The 18,145-nt window shown below is 51.7% G+C and carries 15 protein-coding genes and 1 other annotated feature; of the genes, 12 read left to right on the forward strand and 3 right to left on the reverse strand.

The features are described from left to right. Positions 1–130 precede the first annotated feature (130 nt). Positions 131–994: a hypothetical protein gene (locus tag A3848_RS17960; RefSeq protein WP_074086287.1), complete on the reverse strand. Its 864-nt coding sequence runs from the start codon at positions 992–994 to the stop codon at positions 131–133. A 228-nt stretch (positions 995–1,222) separates the two neighbouring features. Between A3848_RS17960 and A3848_RS17965 the strand changes: the two genes are divergently transcribed. From A3848_RS17965 to leuS, 5 genes are all read left to right on the forward strand, one after another. Further along, positions 1,223–2,374 (forward strand): cysteine desulfurase family protein, encoded by a 1,152-nt coding sequence (locus A3848_RS17965; protein ID WP_074086288.1) that lies wholly within the window; start codon positions 1,223–1,225, stop codon positions 2,372–2,374. A gap of 94 nt (positions 2,375–2,468) precedes the next feature. Further along, positions 2,469–2,990, forward strand: coding sequence for a PRC-barrel domain-containing protein (locus tag A3848_RS17970; RefSeq protein WP_074086289.1), 522 nt, complete (start codon positions 2,469–2,471; stop codon positions 2,988–2,990). A 14-nt stretch (positions 2,991–3,004) separates the two neighbouring features. Beyond that, complete coding sequence (locus A3848_RS17975) at positions 3,005–3,214, forward strand: hypothetical protein (RefSeq protein ID WP_042179559.1); 210 nt, start codon at positions 3,005–3,007, stop codon at positions 3,212–3,214. A gap of 221 nt (positions 3,215–3,435) precedes the next feature. Next, entirely contained in the window at positions 3,436–4,503 is a 1,068-nt protein-coding gene (locus A3848_RS17980; RefSeq protein WP_074086290.1) for an AI-2E family transporter, read from the forward strand. 128 nt (positions 4,504–4,631) lie between these two features. Continuing rightward, positions 4,632–4,897 (forward strand) — a binding site (T-box leader). 379 nt (positions 4,898–5,276) lie between these two features. Beyond that, a complete protein-coding gene (leuS, locus tag A3848_RS17985) occupies positions 5,277–7,730 on the forward strand; it encodes a leucine--tRNA ligase (RefSeq protein WP_074086291.1) in 2,454 nt (817 codons plus the stop codon). Positions 7,731–7,830: 100 nt separating this feature from the next. Here the strand turns inward: leuS and comER are convergent, their stop codons facing one another. Further along, positions 7,831–8,679: a late competence protein ComER gene (comER, locus tag A3848_RS17990; RefSeq protein WP_074086292.1), complete on the reverse strand. Its 849-nt coding sequence runs from the start codon at positions 8,677–8,679 to the stop codon at positions 7,831–7,833. Positions 8,680–8,842: 163 nt separating this feature from the next. On the opposite strand from comER, the gene A3848_RS17995 reads away from it, so the two are divergent. From A3848_RS17995 to A3848_RS18020, 6 genes are all read left to right on the forward strand, one after another. Further along, complete coding sequence (locus A3848_RS17995; RefSeq protein WP_074086293.1) at positions 8,843–9,517, forward strand: ComEA family DNA-binding protein; 675 nt, start codon at positions 8,843–8,845, stop codon at positions 9,515–9,517. Between the two features lie 158 nt (positions 9,518–9,675). Continuing rightward, positions 9,676–10,194 (forward strand): deoxycytidylate deaminase, encoded by a 519-nt coding sequence (locus A3848_RS18000; RefSeq protein ID WP_074086294.1) that lies wholly within the window; start codon positions 9,676–9,678, stop codon positions 10,192–10,194. 167 nt (positions 10,195–10,361) lie between these two features. Further along, positions 10,362–13,043 (forward strand): ComEC/Rec2 family competence protein, encoded by a 2,682-nt coding sequence (locus tag A3848_RS18005; protein ID WP_074086295.1) that lies wholly within the window; start codon positions 10,362–10,364, stop codon positions 13,041–13,043. A gap of 114 nt (positions 13,044–13,157) precedes the next feature. Next, positions 13,158–13,694 carry an RNA polymerase sigma factor gene (locus tag A3848_RS18010; RefSeq protein WP_074086296.1) on the forward strand — a complete coding sequence of 179 codons (537 nt, stop codon included), beginning with the start codon at positions 13,158–13,160 and terminating at the stop codon, positions 13,692–13,694. Beyond that, complete coding sequence (locus A3848_RS18015) at positions 13,691–14,857, forward strand: hypothetical protein (RefSeq protein ID WP_074086297.1); 1,167 nt, start codon at positions 13,691–13,693, stop codon at positions 14,855–14,857. Before A3848_RS18010 ends, A3848_RS18015 begins: the two co-directional genes overlap by 4 nt. Before the next feature lie 157 nt (positions 14,858–15,014). Beyond that, positions 15,015–16,040, forward strand: a complete 1,026-nt coding sequence (locus A3848_RS18020; RefSeq protein ID WP_074086298.1) for a LacI family DNA-binding transcriptional regulator — start codon at positions 15,015–15,017, stop codon at positions 16,038–16,040. A 144-nt stretch (positions 16,041–16,184) separates the two neighbouring features. On the opposite strand, the gene A3848_RS18025 is transcribed toward A3848_RS18020, so the two are convergent. Next, positions 16,185–17,138: a sugar kinase gene (locus tag A3848_RS18025; RefSeq protein ID WP_074086299.1), complete on the reverse strand. Its 954-nt coding sequence runs from the start codon at positions 17,136–17,138 to the stop codon at positions 16,185–16,187. Between the two features lie 340 nt (positions 17,139–17,478). On the opposite strand from A3848_RS18025, the gene A3848_RS18030 reads away from it, so the two are divergent. After that, positions 17,479–18,120: a bifunctional 2-keto-4-hydroxyglutarate aldolase/2-keto-3-deoxy-6-phosphogluconate aldolase gene (locus A3848_RS18030; protein ID WP_074086300.1), complete on the forward strand. Its 642-nt coding sequence runs from the start codon at positions 17,479–17,481 to the stop codon at positions 18,118–18,120. Positions 18,121–18,145: the final 25 nt, after the last annotated feature.

An 18,145-nucleotide genomic window follows, 5' to 3' on the forward strand; every position in this document is an offset into this window, starting at 1 on the left:
AAAGGCTGCTGCAGAGGCTTCGAACCTGTGCAACGGCCTTTTTTGGAAGTGGGCTCCTGATCAACTGGAGGAAATCATTATTAATTTCTTTTACTCTTCACTTTCCCTCTGCAAACTGTTCCGATCCTGCTTAAGCCAACGTCCCCAAGACCTTGCCGAACAGGTTAGACAGTTCACTGTTTGTCACCTTGGAGAAGTTCACCGGGGACAACATCGTTTGGACTGTGGCCAGTGGATTGGATTTGCCCGCAGATGTGCTTCTGTTGCTTGCAGCCGATTCAAGACTGCTCTTCAGATGGGCCAGTACGGACTTCATATCCTCTGAAGTCAGACCCGCCTCCAGTGATGTTAACCCGCTTAGCCCGTTTGTACGGGCCATATTATCTGCATGATCAGAGCTGTCTGAGTTGTCCAAGCTATTCAGACCCCAGGCAAAAGCAGGGGTGAATCCGCCCATGGCTTGCAGCATTGCAGGAATTCCGGTAGATGCATTGGCTCTATTCAAAGTATTGACACCGTTATAACCGGCCACAGAAGAATCAGATGAAACGGATTGAAGGAGTGAAGAAAGCGCGTCTCCGCTTAAATAGGAGAGACCATTGCTGCCGAGCAGATTCTGCAATGAGCTCAGGCTGCTGCCGGATTCATCAGTAGCTGCCAAAGCGGTTGAATCCATACCGGTAGAGCCTAAGCCCATTTGAATTTGTGCTAACTGGGCTTTCATATCCCCGCCGCCGTACAAGGAGCTCTGTATGGAGCCCAGCGAGGCTGGGGAATAGTTATTCGTGAAGTCTTCCCCTCCAGTTTCATCCGTTCCATCCAAATTGAAGAACAGCTTGGCGATTTCATTGAAATCTGCAGCATCTGTACGGCCTGTGCCTTTTACTTCTCCGATGGAGGAGGAACGTGTCCGGGCAGCGGTTGTGTTGCCACTGGTGAGACCGTAGTTCTCGTAATACTTCTTATTGTAATAGTTGTTAATGGATAGTGACATTTGCTGTCCCCTCTCAGTAGATGTTCCTCTATTTTCCTAAAAGCCCACATTACTATATCGGAAAGAAAGCTGAAAAAAAGCTGAAGCCCAGCTGAAAGTATTGGTTCTGGCCCTCCTAAAATGTTACAATATTGTGTTTATTGACAGGTGGTAAAAGACCAGGTTCAGCAGTATAATCGAGTAGTCCTGTATGAAAATCCTGAATAACCAGAAGCGGAGATCATCGTTATGAAACCGATCTATTTGGACCACGCTGCATCAACCCCGGTTCATCCGGAGGTGGCCAAGGTCATGTATAATATGCTGCTTGAGCAATATGGCAATGCGTCCAGTGTGCACACGTACGGACGTTCCGCCAAAAAGATTATCAATGGCGCGCGCGATACCATCGCGGGCTTTTTGGGCTGTGCGCCAGATGAATGGGTGTTCACCAGCGGCGGCACGGAGAGCGATAATCTTGCCCTGTTCGGAGCGGCTGCGGCCTCTGCCCAACAAGGGAAACATATCATTACGACAGCTGTTGAGCATCACGCGGTGCTGCATACCTGCGAAGCACTGGAGAAGCAGGGTTTCACCGTCACTTATCTGCCAGTAGATGCTGAAGGGCGGGTATCTGCTCTTGAGGTAGAAGCCGCATTGCGCGAAGATACGGTGCTGATCAGCGTAATGTACGCGAATAATGAAGTAGGAACTGTAGAACCTATACAAGAGATTGGCAGATTAGCTGCTGCGCACGGGATTCTGTTCCATGTCGATGCTGTACAGGCACTGGGGATGCTGCCTATTACTCTACGTGAGCTGCCTGTGGATTATATGAGCTTCAGTGCCCACAAAATAGGCGGTCCCCAAGGGATCGGCGGGTTGTATGTCCGGCGCGGTGCCCCGTTGCATCCGAGACAGCACGGCGGACTACAGGAACGCGGCAGACGGGCTGGAACCGAAAGTCTGGCGAACTCAGCCGGGTTTGCCAAGGCAGTGGAGCTTGCAGTAACCGGGCTGGACCAGCGCAGGGATAAGGCACTTATGCTGCGGACAGCATTGCTGGAGGAGCTGGACCGCCGGATCGGGCGGAAGGGCTACGTGATTAACGGTGACAGGCAGGAATTTTTGCCCGGGATACTGAATTTGAGCTTTCCCGGAGCAAGAACCGATGTGCTGCTGATGAACCTTGATATGGAGGGGATTGCTGCCGCGAGCGGTTCAGCCTGCACCTCAGGTTCTTTGGAAATCTCGCATGTGCTTCAGGCGATGAAGCTTCCGGAGGATCTTTTGAACTCTGCGATTCGATTTAGCACAGGTTTGGGTAATACTAATGAAGAAATGGAGTACGTGGCCCAAAAAGTTGAAACCATCCTGAACCGACTGCGTAAAAAGGATTAGGCTAAATGTAGCCTCGTTGCCGTTACAGTTTGAGTGCTCTTCAACCTAAGGGAACCCGTAAGTACACTCAAAGTAAAAGGGGACATAAACAGCCATGAAACTTCAAGAAATGATCGGCTTGGCTGTATACGAGGTTGAAGAAGGTAACGAAATTGGCAAAATTGTCGACGTTTTACTGGATTCAAACTGGAATATAACGGGTATTGAACTGGAAAGTAAAACTTTTTTCTCCAGTCATGTGAAAGTTGTGGCATGGGAAGATATCGTCGCTTATGGCGAGGATGCTGTCATGATCCGCAGTAAAGAGTCGATTGTGAAGGCCGACACTGACCATATACCCTATACATTTCTTTTGGGAAAAAATAAATTAAAGGATCTTCAGGTGCTTACGGCATCCGGAACAATCCTCGGACGCGTATCTGATGTTTATTTTGACCAAAAGTTGGGAAACACAATAGTAGCGCTGGAAATCAGTGACGGGTTAGTAACTGATTTGATCGAAGGCCGCAAATGGCTGCCTTGTTCTGATGGAATGTCCATTGGGGAGAATTCCGTACTGGTTCCCGCGATGAGCGAAGAACGGCTTCAAAAAGCCATTAATATTGTTAACGGATAGGTGGAATGTTTTATATGAAGTGTCCAAACTGCAACTCCAAGGATATCGGCAAGATCGGTTCCCACCAGTTCTATTGCTGGGGCTGCTTCATCGAACTGACGGTCAACGGCGAGAAAATGTCCGTGTATCAGGTTGAAGAAGACGGCACACTCAGCTCGCTTGACGATTTGTTCTCCGGGGAAGAGATTGCCCAGGATTTCCCGCAGATTCATGCGTCTTCTTAAATCAGTGACAACTGGTTCAGGAGCAGAATTACATATTGCCTAATGCGCCCAAAACTCCTTGCAGCAACATGCGGCAGGGGATTTGGGCGTTTTTTGCGAAGATCACAGAATCTCTAAAGGAAGCTGCCGCAAGAACGAGAAAACGGCGGTTATTTTGCTGCGGGTATACATATACTTATCTAGGAAGCCAGTCCAGAATTACCGCTAGGGAGTGTACATTCATGGAGCAATGGTCCCAAAGTAAATGGTTCCGCCGGATGATCGGAGTACTGCTTGCCCTGATCATATTATATTTCGTTTGGCTCCTCCGTCCGATGTTAATGGGAGTTTTCGTCTTTCTCAAAGCCATCCTTGCGCCGTTCCTGGCAGCTATGATTATCTCGTATGTGCTGAATCCCGTAGTGAGTATGCTCGCCGGAAGAAAAATGCCGCGCAGTGTTGCCGTGTTGCTCATCTATGCCGTATTTCTGACCTCGCTCGCAGTTATTGCCATCAATCTGATTCCGATGTTCATCGAGCAGCTTGAAGAATTGAACGAGCATTTGCCGGAGATGACACTGCATGCACAGGGACTCATGCGTAACATGAATAACAGATTGATTCCGCCTGGTGTCGAGATGGGCATGAATAACTGGTTTTTTCAGCTGGAAAACCGACTGGCTGCAGGAATCTCCCATTTTCTCGATAACATTGGTTCGACCATTGGTCTGCTGTTCAATGCGTTTATCGTGCCTTTTCTGGTGTTCTACATTCTCAAGGATTTCGATGTATTCGAACGGACCGTTGTCGCTTGTCTGCCACGCTCGCGCCGCAAGTATATGGTCAAGCTACTTAAGGATATTGATGACGCGCTTGGCAACTACATCCGTGGCCAGTTTTTGGTCTGTCTGATTATCGGGGTACTGGCCTACATCGGCTATGCGATTATCGGCATGCCTTACGCGCTGCTGTTTGCTTGTGTGGTGGCGGTATTCAACATTGTTCCGTATATGGGGCCGTTTCTGGGTGCAGCACCTGCGATTGTAATGGCTTCGACCCTCTCGCTTCGCCTCGTGCTGCTCGTTGCTGTGGTTAACACCCTCTGCCAGATGCTGGAGAGCAACGTCATTTCGCCGCAGGTGGTGGGACGACGGCTGCATCTGCACCCGCTGCTGATTATTTTTGCGCTGCTGGTGGGTGGAGAAGTGGCTGGAATGATCGGTCTGATCCTGGCTGTACCGGTTTTCGCGGCCGGCAAAGTAGTGATTCAGCATTTTCTCGCGTATTATATACGTCGGAAGCCGGTGTAAGCCGAATTATGAGGGCGTATCGCTCATAGATTGCTGATTCACTGCAGCCGCAAGCGGAAATCATTGACTCTAACTGCTTCTTTTGTATATAATGTGGGGAACATTACTGATTAATAATCAGTAAGCATAGCAGTGCGATGAAGAGGAGTATTAATTCGTGAGACCGTTATTGCAGAGAGCCGGCACAGGGTGCGAGCCGGTTAACGGAGAAGAATGAACTCACCTCGGAGTAACGGCGTTAAGCCGCAGGGTCCGCAAGCAGAGGCTTGAAGACCGCGCCTGAACCGTCGTCGATTCACCCCCGTTACCGGGTGTCAAAGTGAGTGGCAGGGTAAAGAATATCCAGCCGCTAACTAGGGTGGTACCACGGGAATTCAAACCTCTCGTCCCTAGCGATAATACGCTAGGGATGGGAGGTTTTTTTGCGGTATTGGGGCCATATCCAGCGGAACAGCGAATCCTGAGCTGATCTTGGACTTGGCTGCCCGTCAGGCAAAACGGGTGGATTTAAAAAGTAACAGGGAAACGGAACGAAAAAAAATTTTGGAGCTGTAGAAACAAAGTGTTCGCCTGAAAGCTTTCCCAAGGAAAGCTCACATCGGAAGCATGTGCTATTCTCGGATTTCTACCGCATAGTGCGGTTCAAATCAAGAAATCAGAGAATAACAGCGATCGGAAGCCCAAAACTTTTTTGCAGTAGAGTTCATTCCCTGGCGTTCTTTTAAGCGCAGCAGTTTTAACTAAGTAAGCAACACTCCAAGGAGGAGCATACAATGAGCGACAACAAAGCAGCAAGCACAACAGCCCCCACAGGCTACCGCGCCCAGGTGATTGAGCCGAAATGGCAGAAGTTCTGGGATGAGAACAAGACGTTCAAGACAGGTGAAGAGGTTAACAAGCCAAAATTCTACGCACTGGATATGTTCCCGTATCCTTCAGGCGCAGGGCTGCATGTAGGCCACCCGGAAGGCTACACGGCGACAGACATTGTCTCCCGCTACAAACGGATGCGCGGCTACAATGTGCTGCACCCGATGGGCTGGGATGCCTTCGGACTTCCGGCAGAGCAGTATGCGATGGATACCGGACAGCATCCACGCGAGATTACAGTGAAGAACATTGATAATTTTCGCCGGCAGATCAAATCGCTGGGCTTCTCCTATGACTGGGACCGCGAGATCAGCACAACCGATCCGGAGTATTACAAATGGACACAGTGGATTTTTATCCAGCTGTACAACCGTGGCTTGGCCTATGTGGCAGAGGTGTCGGTCAACTGGTGTGAAGCACTGGGAACGGTTCTGGCAAACGAAGAGGTTATCGACGGAAAAAGCGAGCGCGGCGGCCATCCTGTGGTCCGCAGACCGATGCGCCAGTGGATTCTGAAAATTACGGAGTACGCTGAACGCCTGCTTGAGGATCTGGAAGAGCTGGACTGGGAAGAAAGCATCAAGGATATGCAGCGCAACTGGATTGGCAAGTCGACGGGTGCCGAAGTGATTTTTGCCATTGAAGGTCATGATGCCAGTCTGGAGGTATTCACGACCCGCCCGGATACTTTGTTCGGAGCAAGCTACTGTGTACTGGCACCGGAGCATAAGCTGGTTGATCTTATTACAACAGATGAGCAGAAGGCGGCAGTATCGGAATACCGCGACAAGGCTTCACGCAAGAGCGACCTTGAACGTACGGATCTGGCTAAAGAGAAATCCGGTGTCTTCACGGGTGCTTACGCCGTTAATCCGGTGAATGGTGCTCAGGTGCCGATCTGGATCGCTGATTATGTGCTTGCCGGATATGGAACGGGAGCCATCATGGCGGTGCCGGGACATGACACACGCGACTGGGAATTCGCCAAGCAGTTTGGTCTGAAGATCGTTGAAGTAGTACAGGGCGGAAATGTCGGAGAAGAGGCTTACAGCGGCGACGGACCTCATGTGAATTCCGAATTCCTGAATGGTCTGGACAATAAAGAAGCGATTGCGAAGATGATCACCTGGCTTGAGGAAAAGGGCAGCGGCAAAGGCAAAGTAACCTACCGCCTGCGCGACTGGCTGTTCAGCCGCCAACGCTATTGGGGCGAGCCGATTCCGATTCTGCACCTGGAAGACGGCACGATGAAGACGGTCCCTGTAGATCAGCTGCCGTTGCTGCTGCCGGAAGTGGATTCGATCCGCCCTTCAGGCACAGGAGAATCCCCGCTGGCTAATGTGACGGAGTGGGTCGAAACGATAGATCCGGAGACCGGCATGAAGGCACGCCGTGAGACGAACACCATGCCGCAATGGGCCGGCAGCTGCTGGTACTACCTGCGTTATATCGATCCGCGTAATGACAAGGAGCTGTGTTCACCGGAGAAGCAGAAGGAATGGCTGCCCGTTGACCTGTACATCGGCGGAGCCGAGCATGCAGTACTGCATCTGCTGTACGCACGCTTTTGGCATAAGGTTCTCTATGACATCGGTGTAGTGGATACCAAGGAACCGTTCCATAAGCTGGTGAATCAAGGCATGATCCTGGGGAATAACAATGAGAAGATGAGCAAGTCGCGCGGCAATGTCATTAACCCGGATGAAATTGTGGAGGCATATGGCGCGGATACGCTGCGTGTCTATGAGATGTTCATGGGGCCGCTGGAAGCGACGAAGCCATGGAATGAAAAAGGTGTGGAAGGCATTCACCGCTTCCTCTCCCGCGTATGGCGCCTGTTCGTGAATGAGGACGGCAGCATCAGTGCGAAAATTACCCCGGATGGCGGTACCGACGAGTTCAAACGGACCTGGCACAAGACACTCAAGAAGGTCACGGAGGACTTCGAGCACCTGCGCTTCAATACAGCGATCAGCCAGCTGATGATCTTCATCAACGATGCTTACAAGCAGGAGACCTTGTCCGCTGAAGCTGCAGAGCATTTCGTACAGATGCTGTCGCCACTCGCACCACATATCGCGGAGGAGCTGTGGCAGCTGCTCGGTCATGAAGGCAGCATCAGCTATGTGGCTTGGCCGGCTTATGATGAAGCGTTGACTGTAGATGCTGAAGTGGAAATCGTTGTTCAGGTAAATGGTAAAATCGTACAGCGTGCACTGATCCCGCAGGATATGGGTCAAGATGATATGCAGAACCATGCGCTGTCGCTTCCGAATGTGAAGGCAGCCGTCGAGGGCAAAACCGTACGCAAGATCATCGCGGTTCCAGGCAAGCTGGTCAATATAGTAGTGGGTTAAGCGAAGAACGCAATTCTGCCCGCAGCAACGGAGTAATCCGTGCTGCGGGCTTTCTTGGTTTTGGCAGCAGGGTGCCGGTTCCATGCCGGTTGGAGGGATTCTAACGGTCGAGCGGCCCCTGAACGATGCCACCCAGACCGAATAAGGTGTCCAGCTTTTCGACATCTTCATCGAATTTATCGTGTGTGGTGAGGATCAGCTGCTCAAAAACCCCTTCCAAACTGGTCCGCAAGTGGCTCAGTGCTTCCGCTGTAATGCCACCGCGCACGGCTACCCGTTCCTGCAGTTCCTGTGGAGTGAAGTTACCTTCGGTCAGCAGTTTACCTGTGCCTAGCAGCATTTCACCTGCGAGCCGGCCAAGCAGGACTTCATCTATGCCTGTAGCCTCAACAGCGGCTTCAATCCACCGCTCAAGAAAAAAACTGATGAACGCGGGACCACAGCTGGAGAAATCAGAGGCAATCCGGGTATGCTTTTCCTGGATTTCCAGTGGAACCCCTATGAAAGACAGCAGTTCCAGCAGCAGGAGCCGATCTTGTTTAGTGAGCCTGCTGCCGAATATGCAAAGTGAAGTTCCGCTTTTGGCACAGTGGGTGATGCTGGGAATGATTTTGGCTATTTTGGACGGCAGCGCGGATTCCAGATGGTATAGCATCACTGGGCTGGTGATCGATACAACTATCTGTTCGCTCCGCAGGCTAGAAGAGATTTCATCAGTCAGGGATTTGAATTCCAGCGGTTTAACACAGAGGAAGACGATATCGCTTCCGTCCGCAGTTTCCCTGTTGCTGCCGATGGTGATGTCCGGATGGCGTTTTTGAAGCTGCAGAAGCCTGTTCGGGCTGCGGTTGCTGGCCAGCACATCACATGGCTCAAGCGCACCCGAAGACAGGAAGGCGTCTATAAGCAGACTGCCCATGCTGCCCGTTCCGATAAATCCCACCTTCATCTAGGGTACCCTCCTTTCGGTATGGCTATGGCCTTGCAGGAATACTCTTCGTTAAATGTATGCGCAGGAGTCTTGGACAAATGACAGGTTTCAACTGTATTTTTGAAAATATACGGGTGGATAGTTGTTTACCATAAATTATTTTTTAGAGGAGGACAAGGATATGAATATAAAAGGAATAGCTTCGGTATTCGCTGCTGCCCTGCTTGGTGGTGGATTGGTATGGGCGGCGGACCGGGAAGAGAATAAGGGCATCGGCGGTTGGGAGACGCTGAACACCAGTATGGCCCAGGCGCTGGGCACAGCGGACGAGCTGGGTACAGCAGTAGCCGCTGGTGGGAAAGATGAGAAGGGCATTGGGGATCAAACAGATGAACAGAATAAGGGTGAAAGAGCAGATGCCGTGGTAACAGGCGATGTGGCTGGAGGTACGGTGACAGGAGGTAGGCCAGCGGCAGGGGACAATGCGGCAGAATCAACTGGAACCGCAGGGGTTGGAGCTGCGGGAGCATCTATTGAAAGCAACGCGGGAACCGCAGGGTCCAGCGGAACAGCAGCAGCAGGGAACGGCGCAGCAGCCACAGCAGTTACAAGCGAAGCAGATGCTTCGGGGAGCACAGTACCTTCAGGGCAGGCTTCCGCAGAAGGCAAAATAAACGTTAACACAGCAGATGCTGCTGCCCTGATGAATCTGCCTGGCATTGGGGAGAAGAAGGCTCAGGCGATTATAGACTACCGCAGCAGCAAGGGAGCTTTTCGCAGCTTAGCGGATTTGGGCGGGGTGAAGGGAATCGGGCCGAAGATGCTGGAAAAGCTGAAACCGCTGGTAGGTTTTTAGGCTAGGCGGCGCAGCTATTGCAGGTCTGATATTCATTAAGCAGACTGTGCTAGTTAAAGCGGAAGAAACAGGTTTTTCCGTATCCGATGTCCTAGTGAAACACCGCCGCAATATGCTACAATAATGAACAACTATCAAAGAGAAAGTGGAGATAACTAATGACTGTAGCCTACCGCAAAAATTGGGATACTTACTTCATGGATATTGCCTGCATGGTCTCCACACGTTCGCGTTGCTCCCGCCGCCATGTCGGTGCGGTTCTGGTACAGGGCAAGAAGCTGCTGGGCACAGCCTATAATGGCGCCCCAATGGGTGTGCCGGATTGCTCAGAAGCAGGCTGCATGGTCTCGGAGCAATATGAACGTGAAGTGGTTAATGGTGTGGAGACGATGGTGATGAAGCAGCGCTGCATCCGCACCATTCACGCCGAGCAGAATCTGCTGCTGTTCACAGACCGGAGCGACCGGGAGGGCAGCACTGTCTATGTCACGGACGAACCTTGCTGGACCTGTGCCAATATGCTGGCCAACAGCGGAATTGTAGAGATCGTCTATCTGCGCCCTTACCGCAAAGATATGGAGAAGGTGGAGGCCATGCTGGGCTCCAAAGGCATCATCTTCCGGCAATTGGAGAATTATGAGCCGCCCAAGGAAACGATGATCACTGTCTCGGAATAACAGGAGGGTGGCATTAACTGAAATAAAGATAAGCATCAGGGGAAGAACCTCTGTACACGCGATTGTTGCGTATGCAGGGGTTCTTTTTTGGCTGCATCCGCATGTAACAGTCACAGTTCGCTTACGGCTATGAGGACTACAATATTCAAATACGAGGAGGAATATGGATGAAAAAAAGGCCGCTGTTAAGCTTTGCAGTGTGCTGGGTCGCGGGCAGTGTAGCAGGCTGCTTGTTTTCGGGGCATGAGCTTTTAATGTACATAGCGGGTGGTCTGCTACTGCTTGCAATCGGTGCTGCCAGCGGGAGAAGCGGGTGGAAAATCGCTGTAGCGTTAGGACTGTCAATGGTTGCGGCTGCCCTGTACTGGGAATGGAACGAAGGAAGAAATGTCAGCCTGCTTCCGGGTGCATGGGAACAATCGGAGACAGAGCTGAATGAGTCTTATGTAAGCGCGGATGGAGTAATCGTCTCCCCTGTGGAGCGGGATGGAGACCGTGTGAGCTTTACGGTGAAGCTGTCACGGATGGGGCTAAGCGGAACCGGCGAAAAAGTTTTTGCGCAGAATCAGCGGGCGGACCGGGACCCGGGAGCAGATGCGGCAGGCGAACGGATCGCTGTACAAATCAAGCTTCAGGCTGAACCGGAGATTGCTGTGGCTGCCGGATGGAAGAGAGGAGATCGGGTAGTCATTCAGGGAGAGCTGGAGCAGCCGGGGGAGGCGCGGAATTTCGGCGGTTATGATTACCGCTCCTATTTGCTGACGCAGAGAATTCACTGGCTGCTCAAGGGGGAAGGTACGGCAAGCGTACAGGCTTCGCCTCCTGCCTCCTGGCGCCCTGCCAGCATTCTGCGCTGGAACGATACGGTGCGGGCTGCCCTTGGGGCGGAGATGGACCACTTGTTCCGAGAGCCGCATGCAGGATATATGAAAGGCCTGGTCCTGGGCATACAGGACGATTTGGATGAGGAAACATTCAAGCAGTTCTCCCAGCTGGGTCTGACGCATATTCTGGCGATCTCAGGAATGCATGTCGCGGTGTATGTCGGCGTGATCTTGTTCATCCTTAGACGCTGCCGCCTTACCAGAGAGACAGCCCTCACTGTCACTCTACTACTAGTGCCTGTATATGTGCTGCTGTCCGGTGCCGGGCCATCCATTGTGCGGGCAGGCATCATGAGTATGATTGCCCTGCTGGCTGCCCGGTTCGGCATGCTGAAGGACGGGATGAATATTCTCGCAGCCGCGGCGCTGATCATGCTGGTCTGGAATCCGTATCTGTTGCTTAGCGTAAGCTTTCAGCTCTCTTTTCTCGTGACGGCAGGACTCATGATCTATGTTCCTCTGGTGAACCCGCTGCTGCGCAGACTGCCCCGCTGGTTGGGCGGTGCCGTGTCCGTTACTTTGATAGCACAGCTGGTGTCTTTTCCGCTGACCATCTTCTATTTTAATCAGTTTTCATTGCTCTCCTTCGCTGCTAATTTGGTATTTGTCCCTTTTATTACGTTCCTGGTGCTGCCAGTGGGGACACTTGCACTGCTGCTTAGCCGGCTCTGGGATACGGCTGCCGGTGTAACCGCTCATGTTGCTGAACTGCTGAATGATGCCACTTTTCGCGCTGTGGAGTGGACAAATGGATGGTCCGGGGGTGTAACGATCTGGTGTTCTCCTACTTTGCTGTGGATGGGGTTGTATTATGGCCTCCTCTATGGTGTGCTCTACACCATGCAGCGGCGTACAGAAGCGCGGCTGGCTCCACAGGCCATGGAGGATGAAACGAAGCCGCTGGCGGCGCTGGATCAACCGGCGGATGGCAGAGGAATAAGGCGTGCAGGGATATGGAGCGGAGCCGGGAGTAATGCGGAGCAACTGCACTTTCAGATGCCGGACTCCTTGCGCTGGAGCGGAAGGGCTATCCTAATCGGTATAGCTGCAATGGTTCTGCTGTTGTATCGGGGCTATCACTCGGAGCACCTGGGCGGTGCCGGACGGGTGAGTTATCTGGATGTTGGACAGGGCGACAGTATTTTGATCACCACCCCAGGTGGAGCCCATATTCTCGTGGATGGTGGAGGCACTGTCAGCTTTGGCAAAAAGGAAGCATGGCGCGTCCGCCGAAGCCCGTTCGAGGTCGGAGCCAAAACCCTGCTGCCGCTTTTGAAGCAGAGGGGCATTCACAGGCTGGACGCCATCATTCTGACTCATGGCGATCAGGACCATGCTGGAGGACTCCAGGCGGTGCTTGAAGGACTACCCGTCTCGGCACTGCTGTTCAATGGAACATTGGCCAAGGGGGAGCACTACAGCAAGCTAATGAATACAGCGCTTACGGCAGGCGTCCGGCTGTATCCGGTGCAGCAGGGGCAGGTACTCGCTCCGGATGACAAGACGGAGCTGATGTTCCTCTGGCCGGACCCGCACAAGGCAGGGGAGGCCGTGCTTCCGGAGGTGGAGGAACAGAATCACGAATCCGTCGCCTTCCGGCTGCAGATGAACGGCCGCAGTTTTCTTTTTACAGGGGATATGGATAAGGCTGCGGAGGATGCGATTCTGCTTGGTGGTACAGAGGCCGGGATCAGAAGCAGCGGCCCGATTGAGGTGCTGAAAGTAGCCCATCATGGCAGCAAAACAGCAACGGGCGCTGCCTGGCTGAACTTCTGGAAACCCGGTGCAGCCGTAATTTCCGCAGGAGTTAATAATCTCTATGGACATCCGAATGGCGATGTGTTGAAGCGTCTGGCTGACAGCAGCACCGCTGTGTACCGGACCGATCTGCAGGGTGAGATCCAGATGGAGGTCCAGCCGGAGGGGATCACCGTGCGACATAAGCTGGAGCCGCAGGCTCCTTGATCTTAGCTTTTTTATTGGGAAATCCGTGCTTGGCCCACGATTTTATATTTATTCCTGAAACCGGAGGGAACCATTTGCAGCCTGAAGAGTCTTATTAGGCGAGGGGTGAGAGAGATGCAGAGCAAAGAATTGCCTTATGCGGTAGCCTATACGCCAACCATAACGCTGCGGGAAATGATGGAGACTTACGGGTCCGATGTATGGCATTATGCTTTTTTTCTGACCCGCAGCCGGGAGCAGGCAAATGATATCAGCCAGGAGGTATTTCTGAAGGCGTACAAGGGGATCGGCAAGTACCGCGGTCAATCTACGATAAAAACCTGGTTGCTGACAATTACACGCAATACGGCGTTCAGCTTCAGACGGAACAGCTTCTGGCACAGATTCAGTCCGCTTGGAGACCGGCAAGGCCCCGGGCAGGCATCTTCCGCAGAAAAAGAAGCACTAGGCAACCATGTGGTCAGCCGGATCTGGGAGATCATCCTGGCGCTGCCGGATAAGCACCGGGAGGTGCTGGTGCTGGATATCCAGCAGGACTTGTCTGTGGCGGAGATGTCAGCTCTGCTCGGAGTAGCTCAAGGGACAGTCAAATCCAGGCTGGCGCGGGCCAGGGACAAAGTTAGAGCGGCGATGAAGGAGGAGGACTTATGAGATCAGGAGATGAAGAGAAAGACAATGTGGTAATGACCGGAGCAAAAGACTGGTATGCCAAGGCCGGACGCAGCCCTTTTGCAGAGGATGGCTTTACCCCGGAGCTGATGGCACGGATAGAAGCAGCTGCAGGCAGTAAGGGGGAAGCGAAGTCTAAATTCCGTTCCGGCAAAAGCCACGGCCTCACCTGCCTGGCCGCTCTCATGGTGTTCGGTGTTCTGATCTGGCCGCTGGGTGGCAAAGGGAATGTTGCCGGGCAGCTGTCCTCGCTCTGGGAGAAGACCACGGGTGCGGCGGTTCAGCCCACACCCTCCCCTTCAGCGGCCTCACAGGGATTAGGGTTGAACATGAGCTCCGCAGACTTTGAAATCGGCGGATTGAAGTACTATATGCCTATGCCGCTTGATCGAAATAAGTCGCGGGCTTTTGCTGTTGAGACATCTGCAGGGATTGTATGGTCACCTCCACCGCCAATGGTAGATTACATGAAGCCGAAATATACACATAACACAGAACCATACACCCTGTATTTGACCCCCATAGGCCATTTGGAGCTGTCAGCCGCTACAGCCAAAAGAATATATACTTTTCCGCTGTATGCAGGCGGGGCACAGACCTATTTTGATTTAGGATACATCTATGGCGCCGGGAATTACCTTCTGTTTTCCCACAGCACTTATACGCTGGGTGCGGAGCGGACACCTAACACAGGCAGGTTTTCCGTTATAGATCTCAGAAAGGTTGAAGCCGGAGAGTTGATAGTTCCCAGAGAACTCCTGGCATTTGATTCATCTTTTACTTTATCTTTATACTATTCCTTCATGGCTATTGATCCGGACAGGGAGGAAGTACTGCTGGTCAATTATACTGAGGATGGAAAAGGTGGATATACGCAGCATAGCAAGCTTCTGGACATTGCAACCGGGAAGTCACAGGTGCTCACAGGGACCATCACCATGGAGAAGAAAGAACGGCCTGCTAAGATTCATAATAGCGCAATTGCTATGGATACCCATGAGGATTATTTCGTGGCCCATTATGAAGTAAAGGGGGAGGAGCGTACGGTAGCGATCAATATACGGAGCGGCCAGCAGTGGTTCTACGATTGGTGGTATAAAGAATACGGCCAGAAGATCGAGCCGTCTGCAACACCTAGTAAATAGCTTATCCACTAATCTCAATAATGATTACTAGATAATTTACTAAAAAAAAGCTATACTTTCTGAGTGAGTTCGGAAAGTATGGCTTTTCTGCGTGAATTCGCTCTGGCCGAGCGGTTTGGGAAAGCCGGTATTTTCTATATAGAGTGGAGCGGAAAAGATGAAGAAGCTGACGATTGAAGATGTCGCCCAAAAGGCGGGAGTATCCAAAAGCACGGTCTCGCAATTTCTGAATAAACGGTTCAAATATATGAGCGAAGCGACCAAAAACCGCATTGCCGACGTAATCGAGGAGCTGAATTATCAGCCTAACGGGCTAGCCCGCAGCCTGAAGCAGAACCGCACGCATATGGTTGGTATTATTGTGGCGAATCTCGATTATTCGCTGTCCATCCAGTGCATCCGGGCGATCGAGAATGAGCTGCAGCGCCATGGCATCCAGGTGATCATCTGTAATAGCGATGAGAATGCGGATAAAGAAAATACACATGTAGAGGCGCTTGTGGCCCGCCAGGTGGACGGGTTGATTATTTTTCCGACCGGAGACCATCCGTCTCCCTATACCCGGCTGATCGAAGCGGAATATCCGCTTGTATTCATGGACCGGCTGGTAGAAGGGATCACGACCCAGAGTCTGCTGCTTGACAACGAAATGGCCGTCAAAACAGCCATCAAAGAGCTGACCGGGAAGGGCCATGAGAATATTGCCATCTTGTCGCTCCCGCTTGGCGAGCATGCGATCACCCCCCGTAAGGAGCGGATGAGCGGCTACAAAAAGGCCATGGAGGAAGCCGGGCTCAGGATGAATGATGAGTACGTGCGCAGTGTGCCAAGAGAGGCTATTGCTTCTGCGCTGGATGAGCTGTTAAACCTGCCGCAGCCGCCGACGGCGCTGCTCGCAGCCAACGATCTGGTGCTGGGGGAAATCCTGAAATATGCGAACCGCCATTCCATTGCAATCCCCGGCCAATGGTCGGTGATTGGGATTGATGACGCCGAATTTGCCCGGATCTACAATCCGGCTATCACAACCATCCGGCAGCCTGCCTATGAGATGGGAATGCAAGCCGCCAAAATCATGCTTTCTCTGATTGAGGATCAGGGGGACGCCATGCCGATCACGTACAGGTTCCCTCCAGCGCTGCAGCCGGGGCAATCCGTACAGGCTCCAACGCCAACCAAGTAAAACGATTTGTTCATAAGCCCCGGCGTTATCATGGGAAAAAGCCCTACACGGTCTGTCAAAGACTGTGTAGGGCTTTTATAGTATGAGCTGTTTCTAGGGATGGGTGTGCATATAGAGTGCAGCACTTGTTTGGAAGCAGCCTGCTTACACGCCTGCCTTCATAAACTTTTCCAGCCCGTCGCGGGTAGGCAGTCCATCCATGTCTCCGGGAGACATCACGGCGAGTGCGCCAATAGCATTACCGCGTTTCACGGCCTCGGCTACGGTCAGCTTTTCCAGCATCGCGCTGATTACACCGACTGCAAAGCCGTCTCCGGCGCCCACAGTATCAACAACGGTTTCTACCTTGAAGCCGTCGACATAACCTTCTTCACCGGCAGCCGTTTTGTAATATGCGCCTTCAGGACCGAGCTTGATAACCACCAGCGATACACCGCGCTCCAGGTAATAGCCGGCAATTTCTTCTGGAGTCTCAAGGCCTGTAAGGGTTTTGCCTTCGCTGAGGCCCGGCAGGAACCAGTCGCAGCGTGTAGCCAGATCGTTAATGGTGTTTACCATGGTTTCTTTGTCCGGCCAGAGGGTTGGGCGCAGATTCGGATCAAGGGAGACGGTTTTTCCGCTCTTCTTCATAAATTCCATGGCATGCAGCGAGAATTCATGGCAGGTCTTCGATAATGCCGAAGAGATGCTTGTAACGTGCAAATGCCCTGCGGAAGCGAAATACGCCTCATTGAAATCGGCCAGACTCAGCTTGGAGGCCGCGGAATTTTTGCGGAAATATTCAACCTTGGGATCTCCGGTCAGCACCTTGGATTTGATCAGCATGCCGGTTGGGAATTCTTTGGTGTACGTGATGCTGCCGGTATCAATCTGCTCTTTATTCAGCGCACCAACTATAAATTGGCCGAAGTTGTCCTCGCCAAGTTTCGTTACATACCCGGTTTTGTGCTCAAGACGTGATAATCCGGTAGCTACATTGCTCTCTGCACCGGCCAGCGCTTTGGAAAAAGAAGTAACCTCGTGCAGCGGCCCCGCCTCATTAGCATAAAACATAGCCATCGGCTCTCCGAATGTAACTGCATTCAGCTGTTTGCTCATGAATATTTCCTCCTCGGGGTAGCTTACAACCCCTGTATAAATGATTTGTAATTTGAAATTATCATATAAATCGGTTTTCTACAATAAGACACCCCTCGCTCAAATGAATTTTTTTAATATGATCACATTGGATAGGGTGAATAATCCCTTATTATAAAAGGGTTTTTGTGGTTGTTGAGAGAATTATACGTTCTGTTCACATAAAAACATATTGACGTAAGAAGACATTGTTATTACTATTTTCTTATAAGGTTTTGGCTTTTGGTTAGTAAATTAGATAAAATTGTTTATCTAAATTAATATTCTAAATATCAAGGATTTAACGAAAGGGAGATTTATAATGAAGAAGATAAAAGTATTGCAGAACATCACAAACGTTGGCGTGGTAGCTGTAATTCGCGCCGACCATGCAGACGATGCTTTCAAAATGTCCGCAGCCTGCATCGAAGGTGGACTGAATAACATTGAAGTAACCTTTACCACTCCGGATGCCGACGTAGCAATCAAACGGCTGGTAGCCGAATACGGAAGCCAAGCAGTGATCGGTGCAGGTACAGTACTTGATCCTCTTACGGCAAGAATCGCTATTCTGGCAGGTTCGGAATTTGTGGTCAGTCCTTCTTTTGAAGAAGAAACCGCCAAAATGTGTAATCTCTACGGTATCCCGTATATGCCGGGCTGCATGACACTCAATGAAATGAAAGAAGCACTGAAGCTGGGTGTGGATGTATTGAAGCTGTTCCCGGGCAGCGCCTTCGGACCGGATTATGTCAAAGCCGTTAAAGGACCCATGCCGCATGTCAACATTATGCCTACCGGTGGCGTGGATCTGAACAACATGGAAAAATGGATTTCAAACGGCTGCATCGCTGTAGGCATCGGTGGCAACCTGACCGCTCCAGCCAAGGAAGGCCGCTACGACCAGATCACTGAGCTTGCCGCCAAGTATGTGGCGAAGTTCAAGGAAATTAAGGGCGCTTAAATCCCGCACTCATTAACAACTCTAC

Origin of the sequence: Paenibacillus sp. P32E (assembly GCF_001909085.1) — a bacterium.
Lineage (GTDB): Bacteria > Bacillota > Bacilli > Paenibacillales > Paenibacillaceae > Paenibacillus_AQ > Paenibacillus_AQ helianthi.